This window comes from Allorhizobium pseudoryzae, assembly GCF_011046245.1.
GTDB lineage: Bacteria > Pseudomonadota > Alphaproteobacteria > Rhizobiales > Rhizobiaceae > Neorhizobium > Neorhizobium pseudoryzae.
On the sequence record NZ_CP049241.1, the window covers coordinates 1,220,781 to 1,238,309 of the forward strand.

Genomic DNA, 17,529 nt, shown 5'->3' on the forward strand with positions numbered 1-17,529 from the left:
AATCCAAACAAACCGGAATACCGAATCTGGTTTGGCGCGACACGCTTTAGATTTTGGATAATTTCCTAAACACGTGCAGGCAGCAAACGAGCTTTACGTGACGAAATTCCTTACATTTATCAATTGCTCGAGATAACCAGCGTTAATTTCACAACCCTTGCGAGATTAACGTTTGACTTAAATTTAACCAATCACGGTTACTCTACGAACGTCTTGAGAGGCGGGAGCAACAGTTGGGTGCTCTGACACTCTTTCTGTTCTACCGAGGGTAATGACAGTGCAACTTAAACTGATCGGGATCAACGACAGCAGCAGCGTACTGGCTGCCATTGGGCGTTCTCAGGCCATCATCGAATTTAGCCCGACGGGGCAGATCATCTCCGCCAACGAGAACTTCTGCAAAGCGCTCGGTTATGATCTTTCCGAGATCAAGGGAAAAAGCCACAGCCTGTTCTGTGAGCCGTCCTACGTGAACTCGCAGGCCTACCGGGATTTCTGGGCTCGTCTGGCGCGCGGCGAATTTGATGCCGCGGAATACAAGCGCATCGGCAAGAACGGCAAGGAAATCTGGATCCAGGCCTCCTACAATCCCGTCATGTCCGGCAGCAAGGTGGTCAAGGTCGTCAAGATCGCCACCGACATTACGACCGCCAAGCTGAAGGCTGCAGAAGACGCCGGCAAGCTCAACGCGATTTCCCGAACGCAGGCCGTCATCGAGTTCACGACCGCCGGCGACATTCTGACCGCCAACGAGAACTTTCTCTCCTGTCTTGGCTACAGCCTGGCGGAGATCAAGGGGAAGCATCACAGCATGTTCTGTGATCCGGCCTTTTCCGCGAGCCCCGACTACCGAAGCTTCTGGAGCAAGCTGGCTTCCGGAGAACCCATTGCCGCCGAGTTCAAGCGCATCGGCAAGGGCGGCAAGGTGGTCTGGATCCAGGCGTCCTACAATCCGATCTTCAATGCGGACGGCCAGGTCTTCAAGGTGGTGAAGTTCGCGACCGACATTACCGAACGCGTGCGGGCGGTGGACGACATCGGCGAGGGTCTCGGCGCCTTGGCAAATGGCAACCTGACCTTCCGCATCGAACGGGCCTTCATTCCGTCGCTGGAAAAGATCCGGACGGATTTCAACACGGCGATCGAAAAACTGCGTCAGGCGATGGAAAACGTCGGCCAGAACGCCGAAGCGATTGCATCGGGCTCCCAGCAGATCCGCGAAGCCTCCGACAGCCTGTCGAAGCGCACCGAGCAGCAGGCAGCCGCCGTGGAGGAAACCGCAGCGGCTCTCGACGAGATCACCCAGACGGTTGCGACAAGCGCCAAGCGCGCGGAAGAGGCCGGCGATCTGGTGGCCCGCACCACGACCGGCGCAACGCGCTCCGGCGAGGTCGTCTCCAGCGCCATTTCCGCCATGGGCGAAATCGAGCGCTCAGCCGGCGAGATCTCCTCGATCATCGGGGTGATCGACGACATCGCCTTCCAGACCAACCTTCTGGCCTTGAATGCCGGCGTCGAGGCGGCCCGCGCCGGTGAGGCCGGCAAGGGCTTTGCGGTCGTCGCCCAGGAAGTGCGCGAGCTGGCACAACGCTCCGCCAAGGCGGCAAAGGAAATCAAGGCGCTGATCAACACCTCCGGCGAGCAGGTGAAGAAGGGCGTGGCACTGGTGGACGAGACCGGCCGTGCCTTGCAGGCGATCATCACCGAAGTCGGCGACATCAACACCAATGTGCAGGCGATCGTGGAAGCCAGCCGCGAACAGGCAATCGGCCTCAAGGAAATCAACAACGCCATCAACCTGATGGACCAGAACACCCAGCAGAACGCCGCAATGGTGGAGGAGACCAACGCTGCCAGCCACGGCCTTGCCAAGGAAGCGGGCTCGCTGCGCGATCTCATCAGCCGATTCAGCTTTGGGAAACAATCTTCGTCTACTGTGCGAATCGCGCGACCCGATGCACGCCCCGTCGCATCCCCGGCACGCTCACTCATGGCTAAGGTCGCCCGCGCCAACACCGGTGCAGCCGCCGCGGTCCAGGCATCGGAGAATTGGGAAGAATTTTGATGGCGACCACGATCAACACCACCAGCTTCAGCGGCGAAACACTCGAGATCATTGCCTTTCGCCTTCACGACCAGGAATTCTGCGTGAAGACGACGACGATCCGCGAAATCCGCGGCTGGGCGCCGTCGACGCCGATCCCGCATGCGCCGGCCGATGTGATCGGCGTGATGAACCTGCGCGGATCCGTCATCCCGATCATCGACCTCGCCTACAAGCTCGGCATGAAGAGCACGGTGGCCAACGAGCGTTCCGCAATCGTTGTGGCGGAAGTCCACAACATGGTCATCGGCATGCTGGTGGACCGCGTCTCCGACATCCTGACGATTTCCTCCGCGCAGGTGCAGCCGGTGCCGGAAGTCTCCGCCTCCTTCGACAAGTCCTTCTCCGAAGGCATCATCGCGACCGAGAGCGGCATGATCTGCTTCCTCAACCTGTCGAAGATGTTCAAGGGCAGCGACCTCGAAGATCTGGCCGCCTGACGGCCTCTTGTCCGCACCGCCATCGCACACGAAGGGCAACACACGAGGTTGCCCTTTTTGCGTTTGCGTCAAAGGTTGATCTGCCGCGAGGCTTACCATAGGAAGCGCTTGGTTACACTGAGGGAGAGACCATGCGCCTGCTTCTCATCCACACCGGCGGCACCATCGGCATGGCAGAAGGACCGGACGGGCTGGCACCGGTCGAGGGACTGGTCGAAGAGGCCGTCCGCGACCGCCTGCCCTCAGGCGTCACGCTCGACAGCCATGTCTTTTCCCCGCTGCTCGACAGTGCCGATGTTGGCCCGCGCCACTGGAACGAGATGCTCTCGGTTATCCGGGCGCATCCAGACCGGCCCGTGATCATCACGCACGGCACCGATACGATGGCCTTTACCGGCGCGGCGCTGTCTCAGGCACTGGCGGGTGAAGATCGGCGGATCCTCCTCTGCGGCTCCATGCTGCCGCTCGGCCAGCACGGCGATGCGGAGGGCAATCTGTCGCTGGCGCTGGAAGCGGCCTTTCAGGCTGGCGACGGCGTTCACCTGGCATTTGCCGGAAAGCTGCTGGCGGCTGCCGGTCTCGTCAAGCACGACAGCCACGCCGCCGACAGCTTTCGCAGCCAGCCGCAGGCAGACCCTGCAGCGCCGCGCCTGCGGCAATTCACCGAAGACCGTCGGTTTGCCATCCTGACACTCTCGCCCGGCATGCCGGCACAAGCCCTCGATGCAATGCTTCAGCACCTCGACGGCGCGGTGCTGCGGGTCTTTGGTTCGGGGACGGCGATGTCGGACGAGGCCGTTCTTGCGGTCCTGGAACGGGCCATCGCAAGCGGCAAGCGGCTGCGTGCCGTCAGCAGTTGCGAGGCTGGTGGCCTGGCGCCCGGCACCTATGCCGCCGGCGCCGACCTGTGGAGCACCGGCATCGAAAACGGCGGCACCGAAACGCCGGAAGCCGCCCTCATCCATCTCTGGCTGAACTGACGAAACGCAAAGAGCCGGCACGATGGCCGGCTCCCGCATCGACTTTTGCCGGACGTCAGCCAAAGATGGCCAGACTGTTCCGGAGCGTCACCCAGACACCCCACAGAAGCGGAATGCCGACGACCGACCAGGCGAGTGCCGCCTTGGCATCGAGACCACCTTTGCCGATGCCGAAGGAACCGGTCGGGCCGGCATTGGCCGCCGCGGTCTTCGCTTGCAGCGAGGCGACTTCCTCATCCGACATGAACCACTTGTCCGAGAGTGGTTTGACGAAGGCGTTGGCGACAAGGCCAAGCGCCAGCATGCCGGCCAGGATATACATCGTGCTGGTGTAGAGAGCCGGGCCCGGTGCGACACCGGCGGCGATCTGCGCCTCGCGGATATAGTTGACGACGACCGGGCCGACGATGCCGGCGGTCGCCCAGGCGGTCAGCAGACGGCCGTGGATCGCGCCGACGAACTGCGTGCCGAAGATATCCGCCAGATAGGCCGGGATGGTGGCAAAACCGCCGCCATACATTGACAGGATGATGCCGAAGGCCAGAACGAAGAAGGCCTTGGACCCCAGCATGGCCAATGTCGGTGCCGCGGCATAGAGAACGATGCCGAGGATGAAGAAGCAGAAGTAAGTGTTCTTGCGGCCGATCTTGTCCGACATCGAGGCCCAGAAGAAGCGGCCGCCGATGTTGAAGAGCGACAGGAGGCCGGTAAAGCCTGCGGCAATCGCCGCGATCTGCGCCTTCTGGCCGGCATCGAGCTGCGCGAAGGCAACACCCGGCAGGCCGATCAGCGAGCCGGCGAAGATTTCCTGCAGCATGGGCGAGGCCATGCCGATGACACCGATGCCGGCCGACACGTTGAGGCAGAGCACGGCCCAGATCAGCCAGAACTGCGGTGTCTTGTGCGCATCGCGCAGATGCACGTGGCGGTGGGTGATCATCGTGCTCTTGGCCGCCGGCGGCGTCCAACCTTCCGGACGCCAGCCAGCCGGCGGGATGCGATAGCCGAAGGCGCCGCCCATCATGAAGACGAAATAGACGAGCGCCATGACCACGAAGGTCTGCCAGACGCCGACCGAAGTGTCGGTCTTGAAGGTGTTCATCAGAAGGTTGGCGAGCGGCGCGCCGATCATCGCACCACCGCCGAAGCCCATGATGGCCATGCCCGTTGCCATGCCACGCCGGTCCGGAAACCACTTGATGAGGGTGGAAACCGGCGAGATATAACCAAGGCCGAGACCAACGCCACCGATGACACCGGCGCCCAGCCACATCAGCCAGAGCTGGTGGGACATGACGCCGAGCGCCGCAACGAGAATGCCGCCGCACCAGCAGCAGGCGGAGACGAAACCAGCCTTGCGCGGCCCCACCCGCTCCAGCCAACCGCCCCAGATGGCCGCCGAGCAGCCGAGCAGCACGAAGAACAGCGTATAGATCCAGCCGAGATCCGCCACGCGCCAGTTGCAGGCGGTGGTAAACAGCGCGCCGGCCAGCGTGAGGCTGGAGCAGCTGGGATCTGCGTTCGGAATGGCGCGGCTGAGCGGCAGCCAGAACACGCTGAAGCCATAGGCCATGCCGATGCACAGATGGATGGCGAGCGCCGCCGGCGGCACCAGCCAGCGATTGAATCCCGGTTTGGCGATAATTCGTTCTCGATCGAGGATGCCGACGCCTGTCAGATCCCCTCCACTTACGCCTGCAACTGCCATTGACAAAGCCTCCCTCTTGGAATGTCAGGACAATAAAAATCTCTGTCCGCCACCGTGGCCGGAGCGGATGAAAGCCCATTTTGGAACCGGCGATCCTGAACCGTCGGCTCTCGTTTTTTCATCTGATCAATGTGTCGCCCGTAATCCCGACACCTGTTTCGATCAGACGGTTCCCGGCGGAACGCTGGGTTCCGACAGAGATTCGCCGGCCACCGGGCCCTTGCCGCCCGGCGCGCCCCGCGCTGCATCAGCCCCGACGCCGACAGCGCTGTCATCGCTCTGGTATGGGCGCTTGATCTTGGAGGACGCGAGGACGACGAGCGGCAGGAAGCCGCCGATGCCGGCATCGATCATCTCGAAGAAGCGGCGGCGCATGCGCTTCTCCCAGAACTTGTTGATGTGTGTCGCCACACCATCCACCCTGACCGCCTCCGGCTGCGAGGCAAAGAAGGTGGCGATCTGGTTCGCCATGCGGACAAGCTTCTCGTCGGTGTGATCAAGCGACATGACTGTTCTCTCCCGTCGTCAGACGATCAGGCCTTGTAAACACTTCGAATTCATCACCCCGGGCGATGCCGATCAGCGTGATGCCGGCGCGTTCCGCGGTTTCGATGGCGAGCGCGGTGGGCGCCGAGATCGCGATCAGATAGGGGCAGCCGAACAGCGCCGTTTTCTGCACCATCTCCACCGAAAGGCGGCTGGTGACGACGACCGCCCCCTCGCCGGCCTTGATCGAGGCACGCAGAACGGCACCGACGAGTTTGTCGAGCGCGTTGTGGCGGCCGACATCCTCGCGGATCGCGACCAGCCCCTGGCCCGAGCGGTAGAACGCTGCACCATGCACGGCGCGCGTTTCCCGGTTCAGCCGCTGTCCGTCACCGAGGAGCCGTGTCGCCTCGGCCACCATGGCCGGCGTCAGCACGAAGCGGGCATCGGAGACGACGGCCACCTCGCGCGCGGCCTGCTCGATGGATTCGATGCCGCAGAGACCACAGCCGACGGGGCCCGCCATGCGACGGCGCCGCGCGGTCAGCGCATCGGCGGTCGCATCCTTGAGACTAATCTGCACATCGATCCCGGCCCCGGCCTCGATCGGATCGACCTCGAGAATATCCGCGGCCGAGGTAATGATCTCCTCGGCCAGCGAAAACCCGTAGGCAAAATCGATCAGGTCGGATGGCGTCGCCATCATCACCGCGTGGGTGGAGCCGCCATAGGAGAGCGCGATCGGCACCTCTTCCGGCACGATGCGATGACCTTCCGCCAGGTGTCCCTGCCGGAAGCGCCATTCTTGAACCGTGCGGCTCTGGTTTTCCGTCATCGCCTTGCCCTTACTCCGCCGCTTCCAGCTTGCCGACGATACGCCTGGAGCGACGGCTGAGTTCCTCGTAATCCTCCTGCCAGTCCGTCGGGCCGTTGGAGGGCGAGATCTGCACCGCCGTGACCTTGTATTCCGGACAGTTGGTCGCCCAGTCGGAGAAATCCGTGGTGATGACATTCGCCTGCGTGTTCGGATGGTGGAAGGTGGTATAGACCACGCCCGGTGCCACACGATCGGTGATCAGCGCCCGAAGCGTCGTCTCGCCGGCGCGGCTTGCAAGCTTCACCCAGTCACCCTCCTTGATGCCGCGCTGTTCGGCATCGTGCGGATGGATCTCCAGCAGGTCCTCCTCGTGCCACACGACATTCTCCGTGCGACGCGTCTGGGCCCCGACATTGTACTGGGACAGGATGCGGCCGGTGGTGAGCAACAGCGGGAAGCGCGGACCGGTGCGTTCATCGGTCGCGACGTATTCCGTGCGTATGAACTTACCCTTTCCGCGCACGAAGCCATCGACATGCATGATCGGCGAGCCATTGGGGAATTTCTCGTTGCAGGGCCACTGCACCGAACCCTTTTCCTCCAGATAGGCATAGGATACACCGGCAAAGCTCGGCGTCGTTGCGGCAATTTCGTCCATGATCTGGGACGGATGGCTATAGTTCCACGCAAGCCCCATGGCCTGCGCCAGTTTCTGCGTCACTTCCCAGTCGGCATAGCCGTTCTTTGGCGTCATGACCTTGCGGACGCGGTTGATGCGGCGCTCGGCATTGGTAAACGTGCCGTCCTTTTCCAGGAAGGTGGAGCCCGGCAGGAAGACATGCGCGTAATTCGCGGTCTCGTTGAGGAAGAGGTCGTGCACGACGACGCATTCCATCGCGGCAAGCCCAGCCGACACATGCTTGGTATCCGGATCGGACTGGAGAATGTCCTCGCCCTGGATATAGATGCCCTTGAACGACCCTTCGACGGCGGCATCCAGCATATTCGGGATGCGCAGCCCCGGCTCGTTGTTGAGCGTCACGCCCCAGAGTTTTTCGAAGGTTTCGCGCGTCGCATCATCCGAGATATGGCGATAGCCCGGCAGTTCGTGCGGGAAGGAGCCCATGTCGCACGAACCCTGGACATTGTTCTGGCCACGCAGCGGGTTCACGCCGACGCCCGGACGGCCGATATTGCCGGTTGCCATGGCGAGGTTGGCGATCGCCATGACGGTCGTCGAACCCTGGCTGTGTTCGGTGACACCGAGACCATAATAGATCGCGCCATTGCCGCCTTTGGCGAACAGGCGGGCAGCACCGCGCAGTTCTTCCGCCGGAACGCCGGTGAACTTTTCCGTCTCCTCCGGCGAATGCTGCGGCTCTGCCACGAAGGCCGCCCAGTCCTCGAATTCCGACCAGTCGCAGCGGTTGCGGATGAAAGCTTCGTCGAACAGGCCTTCGGTGACGATGACATGTGCGAGCGCCGTCAGAACCGCGACATTGGTGCCGGGTTTCAGCGGCAGGTGGAAGGCGGCTTCCACATGCGGCGTCTTGACCAGATCGATGCGGCGCGGATCAATCACGATGAGCTTGGCGCCCTGGCGCAGCCGCTTCTTCAGCCGCGAACCGAACACCGGATGACCATCGGTCGGGTTGGCGCCGATCACCAGCACCACGTCGGAATGTTCGACGCTGTCAAAGTTCTGCGTGCCGGCGGAGGTGCCGAAAGCCTGGCCGAGGCCGTAACCGGTCGGCGAATGGCAGACGCGGGCGCAGGTATCGACATTGTTGTTGCCGAAGCCGGCGCGGATCAGCTTCTGCACCAGATAGGTTTCTTCGTTCGTGCAGCGCGACGAGGTGATGCCGCCGATCGATTCCCGGCCATACTGGTACTGGATGCGACGGAACTCCGAGGCGACATGCGCATAGGCCTCTTCCCAGGTCACTTCGCGCCAGGGATCGGTGATCTTTTCGCGGATCATCGGGTTGAGGATACGGTCCTTGTGGCTGGCGTAACCATAGGCGAACCGACCCTTGACGCAGGAATGGCCGCGATTGGCCTGGCCATCCTTCCACGGCACCATGCGAACGAGTTCCTCGCCGCGCATTTCCGCCTTGAAGGAGCAGCCGACGCCGCAATAGGCGCAGGTGGTGACCAGCGAATGCTCCGGCTGACCGATGGCAATCACCGATTTTTCCGTCAGCGTCGCCGTCGGGCAGGCCTGTACGCAGGCACCGCAGGAGACGCATTCGGATTCGAGGAAGGCCTCGTGCGCACCGGGCGAAACGCGGCTGTCGAAACCGCGGCCTTCGATGGTCAGCGCAAACGTGCCCTGCACCTCTTCGCAGGCCCGCACGCAGCGCGAGCAGACGATGCATTTCGACGGATCATAGGTGAAATACGGGTTGCTCTCGTCCTTCGGCATCCACTGGGCATTGATGGCGCCGGTGGCGGAACGCGCCTTCACATGGTTGTCGCCCTCATAGCCATAACGCACGTCGCGCAAGCCCACGGCGCCGGCCATGTCCTGCAACTCGCAATCGCCATTGGCGGCGCAGGTCAGACAGTCGAGCGGGTGGTCGGAGATATAAAGCTCCATCACCCCCTTGCGGATCTGCTTCAGCCGCTCCGTCTGGGTATGCACGACGATGCCGGGGGCAACCGGCGTGGTGCAGGAGGCGGGGGTACCGTTGCGGCCCTCCACCTCGATGAGACAGAGGCGGCAGGAACCGAAGGCATCGACCATGTCGGTGGCGCAGAGTTTCGGCACCTGAATGCCGGCCTCCATGGAGGCGCGCATGATGGAGGTACCCTCGGGAACGGTGATCTCGCGACCGTCAATGGTCAGCGTCACCATGTTTTCGGAACGCGAGGCGGGTGTGCCGTAGTCAATTTCAGGAACGAGGGGCATGGTGGGCCTCCTGTTTGAACGATGAATTCGTAAGCGAGGCTGTCTGCCCCTCATCCCCCTGCCGGGACCTTCTCCCCGCAGGCGGGGAGAAGGGGAGCGCCGCGACGTCGCAGCGTCCCGCAACGGCAGAGATACCCGAGCGGGCGGCGGCAATCGCGTCCCCTCTCCCCGCCTGCGGGGAGAGGGTTAGGGTGAGGGGCTTGTGCACGACCTGTTTTGTCATTCCGCCGCCTCCCTCACAGGTGCCGGCGCGAAATCCTCCGGGAAATGCGTCATGGCGCTCATGACCGGATAGGGCGTAAACCCGCCCAGCGCACAGAGCGAGCCGAACTTCATGGTGTTGCAGAGATCTTCCAGAAGCACCTTGTTCTTTTCCGGCTCGATGCCGCGGGCAATTTTATCGACCACTTCCACGCCGCGGGTGGAGCCGATGCGGCAGGGCGTGCACTTGCCGCAGCTTTCGACGGCACAGAATTCCATGGCAAAGCGCGCCTGGTTCAGCATATCGACCGTCTCGTCAAACACCACGATGCCCGCATGGCCGATGAGGCCACCGGCGGCGGTGAAGGCTTCGTAATCAAACACCGTGTCGAACAGCGCGGGCGGGAAATAGGCACCGAGCGGCCCGCCGACCTGGACGGCCTTGACCGGCCGACCGGTGATCGTGCCGCCACCGATCTCGTTCACCAATTGCCCGAGCGTCAGGCCGAAGGCGGTTTCATAAAGCCCGCCATGTTTCAGGTTGCCGGCAAGCTGGATCGGGATCGTGCCATGCGAGCGGCCGACGCCATAATCCCGGTAGAACTGCGCGCCGCGGTCCATGATCACCGGGATCGAGGCGAGCGACATGACGTTATTGACCACCGTCGGCTTGCCGAACAGGCCCTGCAGCGCGGGCAGCGGCGGCTTCGCGCGCACGATGCCGCGTTTGCCTTCGAGACTGTTCAGCAGCGAGGTTTCTTCGCCGCAGACATAGGCGCCGGCGCCCATGCGGACGTCCATGTCGAAGGCGTAAGGCGAACCCAAAACGGACGGGCCGAGAATGCCCTCGCGCCGGGCAATCTTGATCGCCTCTTCCATGATGGCGATGGCATGCGGATATTCGGAGCGGGTGTAGACGTAACCCTTCGTGGCGCCGACCGCGATGCCGGCAATCACCATGCCTTCGATCAGCACGAAGGGATCGCCTTCCATGATCATCCGGTCGGCAAAGGTGCCGCTATCGCCCTCGTCTGCGTTGCAGACGATGTATTTCTGATCGGCTGTCGCGTCGGCGACCGTCTTCCACTTGATGCCGGTCGGGAAACCGGCGCCGCCGCGGCCACGCAACCCGCTGTCGGTGACCTGTTTGACGATGTCGGCCGGGGGCATGGCCAGCGCTTTTTCGAGACCGGTCAACCCCTTGTAATGGCGGTAATCTTCAAGCGACAGCGGATCGGTGATGCCGCAGCGGGAGAAGGTGAGCCGCGTCTGACCCTTGAGGAAGGGAATTTCGCTGGTCAGGCCGTGGCTGAGCGGATGATCGCCGCCCGTCAGGAAACCGGCATCGAACAGGGACGGCACATCCGAGGTCTTGACCGGGCCATAGGCCACCCGGCCATGCGCGGTGCGCACCTCTACCAGCACCTCCAGCCAGAGCATGCCGCGGGAGCCGTTGCGCACGATATGGACGTCGAGATTGCGGGCTGCCGCTTCGCGCTCGATGGCGGCTGCCACCTTGTCGGCACCGACGGCAAGCGCTGCCGCATCGCGGGGAACGAAAACGGTGATGGTGTCGGTCATGCTCATGCCCGCACCTCCGCCACGATGTCGTTCAGACAGTCTTCGTCGAGACGGCCATAGAGTTCGCCATCCAGCATCGCAGCCGGCGCCTGGGCGCAGAGGCCGAGACAGAAGACCGGCTCCAGGGTCACGGCGCCATCCGCCGTCGTCTCATGCCAGTCGATGCCGAGCTTCGCCTTCGCCTTCTCCGCCAGGGGCTCGCAGCCCATCGACTGGCAGGCCTCGGCACGACAGAGTTTGAGGGTATGGCGGCCAGCGGGATGGTCGCGGAAATCATGGTAGAAGGTCACGACGCCGTGCACTTCGGCGCGCGACAGATTGAGCGCCTGGGCGATGATCTGCTTGGCGTTTTCGGGAATGTAACCGAACTCCTCCTGCACCTTGTGCAGGATCGGCAGCATCGGCCCTTCCAAGTGACGACAGTGGTCGATGATTTCGGAAATTCGGGTCGCTTCGTTGGTGGCAACCGCTCGGATGTTCATTGGTCAGTCCTCCCAAACCGACGCAAGGCAAGCTGCGATGTCGTCTTGCCCGCCTCAGATCAGTTGATCACAGCGCGGCCTGCAAACCGGCTAGACTTGGCTTTTGGGAAGGATGGCCAAGATGCATGCATCAGGTCAATAACGGCATTTCGTTGTGCGATAGAAAATTTCTATCAAACGCGGATGCTGCAGCGCGGGATCTTGCCTCATGCAGCAGGGCGGACACCAGCGGCGTATGCGGCTCACGGTGCGTGGCAACAAGGCCGACCAGATGTTCGGCATCCGGCTCGGCAATCGGGATCATCCGGATCTGTTCCGGAAAACCGAATGATTCCGCGACGTTACGCGGCATGATCGAGGCCCATTGCCCCGTGCGGATATGCGAAAAGAGCACGATCATGGAATTGGATTCCAGCGTGGGCTTCACCCAGACCCCGGCCTCCGTCATGTGTTTGTTGATGATCCGGCGGTTTTGCATGTCCGGGGTCAATAGGCAAAGCCGAAGACCGGAAACCTCCTTCCAGGTCACAGTTTCCCGGTCTGCGAGCGGTGTCCCTGCCGCCGCAATCAGATGATATCGTTCGGAATAGAGCGGCACCGTGGTCACCCGCCCGAGCGGTTCGTTGTCGAGATAGGTGATGCCGGCGTCGATCTCGAGGTTTTCCAGCTGGCTCAGAACCTGCAGCGAGGTGCGCGACGTGACCGAGAAGGTGACGTCCGGATGGCGTTTCTGGAAGGGTTCGGTGAGCTTCGGCACCATGGCGAGCGCCGTCGGAATGACGGCGATGCGGATATGGCCGGCGAGACCGCGGCGGGCGGCGCGCATTTCCTCGCGCATGGTGCGGGTATCGCCGACGATGCGGCGCGCCCATTCCAGCACCCGCTGTCCCTCCGGTGTCAGGCCCTGATAACGCGATCCGCGCACCACGAGAACGACACCCAGCTGATCCTCCAGCTGGCGGATGGCCGCCGAGAGCGTCGGCTGCGAGATGCCGCATTCCTCCGCCGCCCGGCCGAAATGCCCGACACCGGCGAGCGCAATGAAGAATTCCAGCTTATCGATCATCTGTTTCCTCCATCGGGCCTCACCGTTGCCGGTTCTCACCACCGATTTGCACCCCTGCGGCGCCGATGGCAATTGCCGCCAACCGTTTAGACCCTAAGTGCCACAGGCAAGACGACATCATCATCTTCCAATCAACACTGTTTGAGAGGCTCCGTGACGACAACAGACAAACTCTCATTCCTTCAGGGTGGCGGTCGCTCAGCCGAGCTGGTCCGGCAGACAGACTGGACGAAAACGCCGCTCGGGGCGCCGGAGGCCTGGCCGGTGGCGCTGAAGACCGCCGTGGGAATGACCCTCAGCTCCGCCTTTCCGGCCCTGATTGCCTGGGGACCGGAGCTGACCATCATCTACAATGATCCCTTCCGCCCGATCCTCGGCAACAAGCCGGAAGCCATGGGCCGCCCGCTGGCCGAAAGCTGGGTGGAAATCTGGGACGACATCAAGCCGATTGCCGACGCAGCACTCGCGGGCAAGGCCACGTTCCTTGAGGATTTTGCCCTCACGATCGATCGCAACGGTTTTGCGGAGGAAGCCTATTTCACCTTCTGTTACAGCCCCTTGCGCGATGACGACGGCAATATTGCCGGGCTTCTCGATACCGTGGTGGAGACAACCCAGCGCGTGCAGGCGGAGCGGCAGTTCCGGTTGATGAATTCCGAACTTCATCACCGGATGAAGAACATGTTTGCCACCGTCACCTCGATCGTCAGCCAGACGCTGCGGGTGGAACGCCCGCTCACCGAAGTGCGCCCCCTGCTTCTGCAGCGGCTGGGTGCCATTGCCAATGCGCAGTCCCTGCTGCTCGATCAGCAGCAGGGCGACCTGCCGCTGCTTCAGGTCCTGGAAATGGCACTGTCGCCGCACAGCACGGGCCAGAACCGGATTCACCTGTCCGGACCGCCGGATATCCAGCTGAACGAGAAACAATCACTCTCGCTTGCGCTCGCCGTCAACGAACTCGTGACCAACGCGATCAAATATGGTGCGCTCTCCGCAGAAGGCGGCCGGGTCTGCGTGGACTGGCAGGGCGAAAACGGCGGCGGGTTTGACTTCCAGTGGCGCGAATCGGGCGGCCCGACCGTTCTGCAGCCGGCGCGGCGCGGGTTTGGCACCACGCTGATGGAGCGCATTGCGCCGCATGATTTCGGTGGCGAGGGAGAACTGCTCTATCATCCGGACGGCCTTTACTACCGTCTTTCGACCGACCGGCTCCAGACGTAGCCCCGCTCAGAGGCGGACGGACGAAGCCTTCTCCTTGAGGATCCTCGCACTCTTCAGAAGGGCTGCGTGCTCACCATCATCGAGATCCGGGAAGAGATCCATGAGGACACCGGCAGCCCCGATGACGCGCGGAATGGACAGGGCGACATCGCTTACACCTTCCACGTCCGGCGTGACGATGGAGACGGAGAAAATCGCCCGCTGATCAAGCGAGATGGCCTTCACGAGACGTGCAAGCCCGGCGCCGATGCCGTAATAGGTGGATCCCTTGCCGTCGATGATGCGATAGGCGGCATTGCGCACATTGTCGTCGATCCGGTCGCGGATCTCTTGCGTCAGCGGACGGCCCATCTGCGCGGCGACGGAGGCCACCGGCACGGACCCGGCGAGCGCATTCGACCACGACAGAACCTCGCTGTCGCCATGCTCCCCTAGCACATAGGCATGCACCGATTGCGGCGAGATGCCGAGATGGCGCCCGAGCAGGCTGCGGAAGCGGGCCGTATCGAGGATCGTGCCGGAACCGATCACCCGTTGCGGGACAAGGCCGGAGATCCGCGTGGTGATATCCGTCATCACATCGACCGGATTGGAGGCAATCAGCAGGATGCACTCCGGTGCCACGGCCAGCACCTCACCCACCACCTGGCGGAATACGTCCGCATTGCGCTCCAGAAGCGCCAGTCGCGTTTCTCCGGGTTTCTGGCTGACACCGCAGGCGAGGATAACGATGCCGGCGCCGGCCAGCGCCTCATAACCGCCGGCGCTGACCTTCGTCGCGGAGTGGAAGGGGGTGGCGTGGGCGATGTCTTCCGCCTGGGCCATCGCCAGCTTTTCGTTCTGATCGACCAGAACCACCTCGCTCGCCGTGCCGGTCAAAGCCAGCGCATAGCCTGCTGAACTGCCGACCATGCCGGCACCGACGATTCCAACCTTCATTCGCTTTCTCCCGTGGCTGAGGACCGCCAAGAGTTGCACAGCGGCACGCCATCATCATGACATGGCGCAAGGCGTTCAGAAAAACAGCAGAAAGCAGGTGACGGTTTCCGTCTCCCTCTGATTAAATGCGCAAAGACGGGGGGGACAAGCATGCGACGGCTACCGGCGCTGACGGCCATGAAAGTGTTCGAGGTGGTGGGCCAGACGCGCAGTTTCACCCGCGCCGCCGAACGCCTGAACCTGACCCAGAGTGCCGTCAGCCGCCAGGTGCGCAATCTGGAGGATCAGCTGGGCGAAAGACTGGTGATCCGCCATCACCACCATCTGGAGCTGACACCGTCTGGCGCGGAACTCTATGCCAGCCTGCAGAACGCCTTTCATGCGGTCGAACTGACGGTGCGCAACATCGTCGAAAAGAGCAACCGCCACCGGCTGCGCATCAACGTGCCGCCGACCTTTGCCAAACGCTGGCTGTTGCCCCGGCTCGGGAGCCTGCGCGCCGCCCTTCCCGATCTCGACATCAGCATCACCACCGATGCCGCCGACAGCCTGACGGATCGGAGCCTGCTCGACTGCGCCATCCGCTTCGGTGATGGCGAATGGCCGATGCTGTCCTGCACCCGGCTGCTGACGGAGCGCCATATCGCCGTCTGCGCGCCATATCTCATCGAAGAAGGCGGCCCGATCGATCTTTCCCGCTTCACCTTCCTGCATGTGCTCGCCTCCGCCGACCAGCGCTATCTCACCTGGCAGCGCTGGCTGGATGCCGCGGGCCTTGGCCAGACGGATACGCGCGGCGGCATGGAGTTCGATCTTCTCGATCTGGTAATCGAGGCGGCCTGCAACGGGCTGGGCGTTGCCGTTGCCGACCGGGCGATGGTGGCGCCGCTGATGGCGAGCGGCCAGCTGGCGCAGGTGCTGGATGTGGAGGTGGAAGGCCACGAGGCCTATTGGCTGGTGACCCGCGCGGACACGCAGGAGCCGCCGAAGGTGAAGGCGTTTCGCGGCTGGCTGCAGGCCGAGCTTAAGGGCGAGATCTGACGCTGGCGCAAAGCGAGCATTCCCTTTTGGAATGATCTGACTGCCAAAACCTCGCTTGCGAACCACCCCTGCCCTGACGTCTTCTTGGCCTTCCAGCGAAGGAGGTCGAGATCCATGCGCCACTGCCAGAATTTCATTGCCGGGCACTTTGTCGAGGCGAAACCCGATGCCGTGATCGAGGTGATCAACCCGGCAACCAGTGCGCCCTTCGCCACGGTGCCGCTCGCAACGGATGCGGATGTCATCGAGGCGGCCAGCCGTGCAGCCGAGGCACAACGAGCCTGGGGCCGCCTGCCCTCGATCGAACGGGGCAATGCCCTGCGGCGGTTGGCAGATCGTCTGGAACACCGGGCGGACAAGATCGGCGTGGCACTGGCGGAGGAGAGCGGCAAGAGCTTAGCCGACGCGACGGCAGAGGTGGGCTATGGCGTCGAACTGATGCGCTATCACGCCGAATGGGCGCGGCGTATCGAGGGGGAATTGATCGACAGCGACACGCCGAACGAGACGCTGATGCTGCAGCGGGTGCCGATCGGCGTGGTTGCCTGCCTCATCCCCTTCAACTTTCCGATCTACACGCTGGTGCGCAAGATCGCCCCGGCGCTGATTGCCGGCAATGCGGTGGTCGTGCGCCCCAGCAACACGACGCCGACCTCCGCCTTCGCCTTTGCTGAAGCCGTGGCGGAGGCCGGCCTGCCGGAGGGTCTCGTCAGCATCCTGACGATGACGCACGAGGTGGCGGGAACGCTCTGCACGCGCCCGGAGGTCGGCATGATCACGTTGACCGGCAGTGTGACGGCTGGCCAGGCGGTGCTGGAGTTCTGCAAGAAAAACATCGCCAAACCCTCGCTGGAACTCGGCGGCAAGACACCGGTGATCGTCGAGCCGGATGCCGATCTGGACGCCGTGGCAAACAGCCTGCTGGCCGCCAAGACCGCCCATTGCGGCCAGGTCTGCACCTCCGTCGAGCGGCTTTACGTGCATGCCTCCGTGCACGATGCGCTGCTGGACAAGTTGAAGACCGGTTTTGCCGCCCGCGGTTTCGGTGACCGGGCGACGGATGCGGGCCTGATGGGGCCGCTGGCCTCGGATACGACTCGCCGGCGTGTGCATGCCATGGTGGAACACGCAGTTCAGGACGGGGCGGTTCTGGAGACCGGCGGCACGCTGCCGGAGGGGCAGGGTTTCTTCTACCCGCCGACGTTGCTCTCGCACTGCCGGCAGGACATGCAGATCATCCGCGAGGAGATCTTTGGGCCGGTCCTCCCGGTGATCCCCTACAGCGATTTCGACGAGGCATTGCGGCTGGCCAATGACAGCCCCTTCGGCCTCGCCTCCGTTCTGTATTCCAACGACTACGGAAAGGTGATGCGCGCGGCAAACAGCATCGAGGCCGGCGAACTCTATATCAACCGATTTCCGGCCGATCCCTATCAGGGCTACCACGCCGGCTGGAAACGCTCCGGCCTCGGTGGCGACGATGGCAAGCACGGCATGCTGGAATTCACCCAGACCCGTCTCGTGATCCTGAAGCACTGAGGAGGAGAGATCG

Annotated in this window: 14 protein-coding genes; 6 read left to right on the top strand and 8 right to left on the bottom strand. The window is 63.0% G+C overall.

Annotated elements, in window-relative coordinates; translation table 11 throughout:
- Nucleotides 1-277: 277 nt before the first annotated feature.
- From G6N78_RS06030 to G6N78_RS06040, 3 genes are all read left to right on the top strand, one after another.
- Nucleotides 278-2,065 carry a methyl-accepting chemotaxis protein gene (locus G6N78_RS06030; RefSeq protein ID WP_441397896.1) on the top strand — a complete coding sequence of 596 codons (1,788 nt, stop codon included), beginning with the start codon at nt 278-280 and terminating at the stop codon, nt 2,063-2,065.
- On the top strand, nt 2,065-2,544 hold the full coding sequence (locus G6N78_RS06035) for a chemotaxis protein CheW (RefSeq protein WP_165216558.1): 480 nt from the start codon (nt 2,065-2,067) through the stop codon (nt 2,542-2,544). Before G6N78_RS06030 ends, G6N78_RS06035 begins: the two co-directional genes overlap by 1 nt.
- A 131-nt stretch (nt 2,545-2,675) precedes the next feature.
- Nucleotides 2,676-3,524: an asparaginase domain-containing protein gene (locus G6N78_RS06040; RefSeq protein ID WP_165216559.1), complete on the top strand. Its 849-nt coding sequence runs from the start codon at nt 2,676-2,678 to the stop codon at nt 3,522-3,524.
- Nucleotides 3,525-3,579: 55 nt separating this feature from the next.
- On the opposite strand, the gene G6N78_RS06045 is transcribed toward G6N78_RS06040, so the two are convergent.
- From G6N78_RS06045 to G6N78_RS06075, 7 genes are all read right to left on the bottom strand, one after another.
- Nucleotides 3,580-5,232, bottom strand: coding sequence for an OFA family MFS transporter (locus G6N78_RS06045; protein WP_165216561.1), 1,653 nt, complete (start codon nt 5,230-5,232; stop codon nt 3,580-3,582).
- Between the two features lie 162 nt (nt 5,233-5,394).
- Entirely contained in the window at nt 5,395-5,739 is a 345-nt protein-coding gene (locus tag G6N78_RS06050; RefSeq protein ID WP_165216563.1) for a formate dehydrogenase subunit delta, read from the bottom strand.
- Nucleotides 5,729-6,553, bottom strand: coding sequence for a formate dehydrogenase accessory sulfurtransferase FdhD (gene fdhD, locus G6N78_RS06055; protein ID WP_165216565.1), 825 nt, complete (start codon nt 6,551-6,553; stop codon nt 5,729-5,731). Before fdhD ends, G6N78_RS06050 begins: the two co-directional genes overlap by 11 nt.
- A 10-nt stretch (nt 6,554-6,563) precedes the next feature.
- Nucleotides 6,564-9,446: a formate dehydrogenase subunit alpha gene (fdhF, locus tag G6N78_RS06060; protein ID WP_165216567.1), complete on the bottom strand. Its 2,883-nt coding sequence runs from the start codon at nt 9,444-9,446 to the stop codon at nt 6,564-6,566.
- Nucleotides 9,447-9,665: 219 nt separating this feature from the next.
- Nucleotides 9,666-11,234: a formate dehydrogenase beta subunit gene (locus G6N78_RS06065; protein WP_206531611.1), complete on the bottom strand. Its 1,569-nt coding sequence runs from the start codon at nt 11,232-11,234 to the stop codon at nt 9,666-9,668.
- Nucleotides 11,231-11,710, bottom strand: coding sequence for a formate dehydrogenase subunit gamma (locus tag G6N78_RS06070; protein ID WP_165216569.1), 480 nt, complete (start codon nt 11,708-11,710; stop codon nt 11,231-11,233). Before G6N78_RS06070 ends, G6N78_RS06065 begins: the two co-directional genes overlap by 4 nt.
- A 130-nt stretch (nt 11,711-11,840) precedes the next feature.
- A complete protein-coding gene (locus G6N78_RS06075) occupies nt 11,841-12,776 on the bottom strand; it encodes a LysR family transcriptional regulator (RefSeq protein ID WP_165216571.1) in 936 nt (311 codons plus the stop codon).
- Nucleotides 12,777-12,929: 153 nt separating this feature from the next.
- On the opposite strand from G6N78_RS06075, the gene G6N78_RS06080 reads away from it, so the two are divergent.
- Complete coding sequence (locus G6N78_RS06080; protein WP_206531612.1) at nt 12,930-13,997, top strand: sensor histidine kinase; 1,068 nt, start codon at nt 12,930-12,932, stop codon at nt 13,995-13,997.
- A 6-nt stretch (nt 13,998-14,003) separates the two neighbouring features.
- Here G6N78_RS06080 and G6N78_RS06085 read toward each other — a convergent pair whose 3' ends face one another.
- Nucleotides 14,004-14,936, bottom strand: a complete 933-nt coding sequence (locus G6N78_RS06085) for an L-lactate dehydrogenase (protein WP_165216573.1) — start codon at nt 14,934-14,936, stop codon at nt 14,004-14,006.
- A gap of 150 nt (nt 14,937-15,086) precedes the next feature.
- Between G6N78_RS06085 and G6N78_RS06090 the strand changes: the two genes are divergently transcribed.
- Both G6N78_RS06090 and aldA read left to right on the top strand, forming a co-directional pair.
- Nucleotides 15,087-15,977 (top strand): LysR substrate-binding domain-containing protein, encoded by an 891-nt coding sequence (locus G6N78_RS06090; protein ID WP_234905890.1) that lies wholly within the window; start codon nt 15,087-15,089, stop codon nt 15,975-15,977.
- Between the two features lie 114 nt (nt 15,978-16,091).
- Nucleotides 16,092-17,516 (top strand): aldehyde dehydrogenase, encoded by a 1,425-nt coding sequence (aldA, locus tag G6N78_RS06095; protein WP_165216575.1) that lies wholly within the window; start codon nt 16,092-16,094, stop codon nt 17,514-17,516.
- Nucleotides 17,517-17,529: the final 13 nt, after the last annotated feature.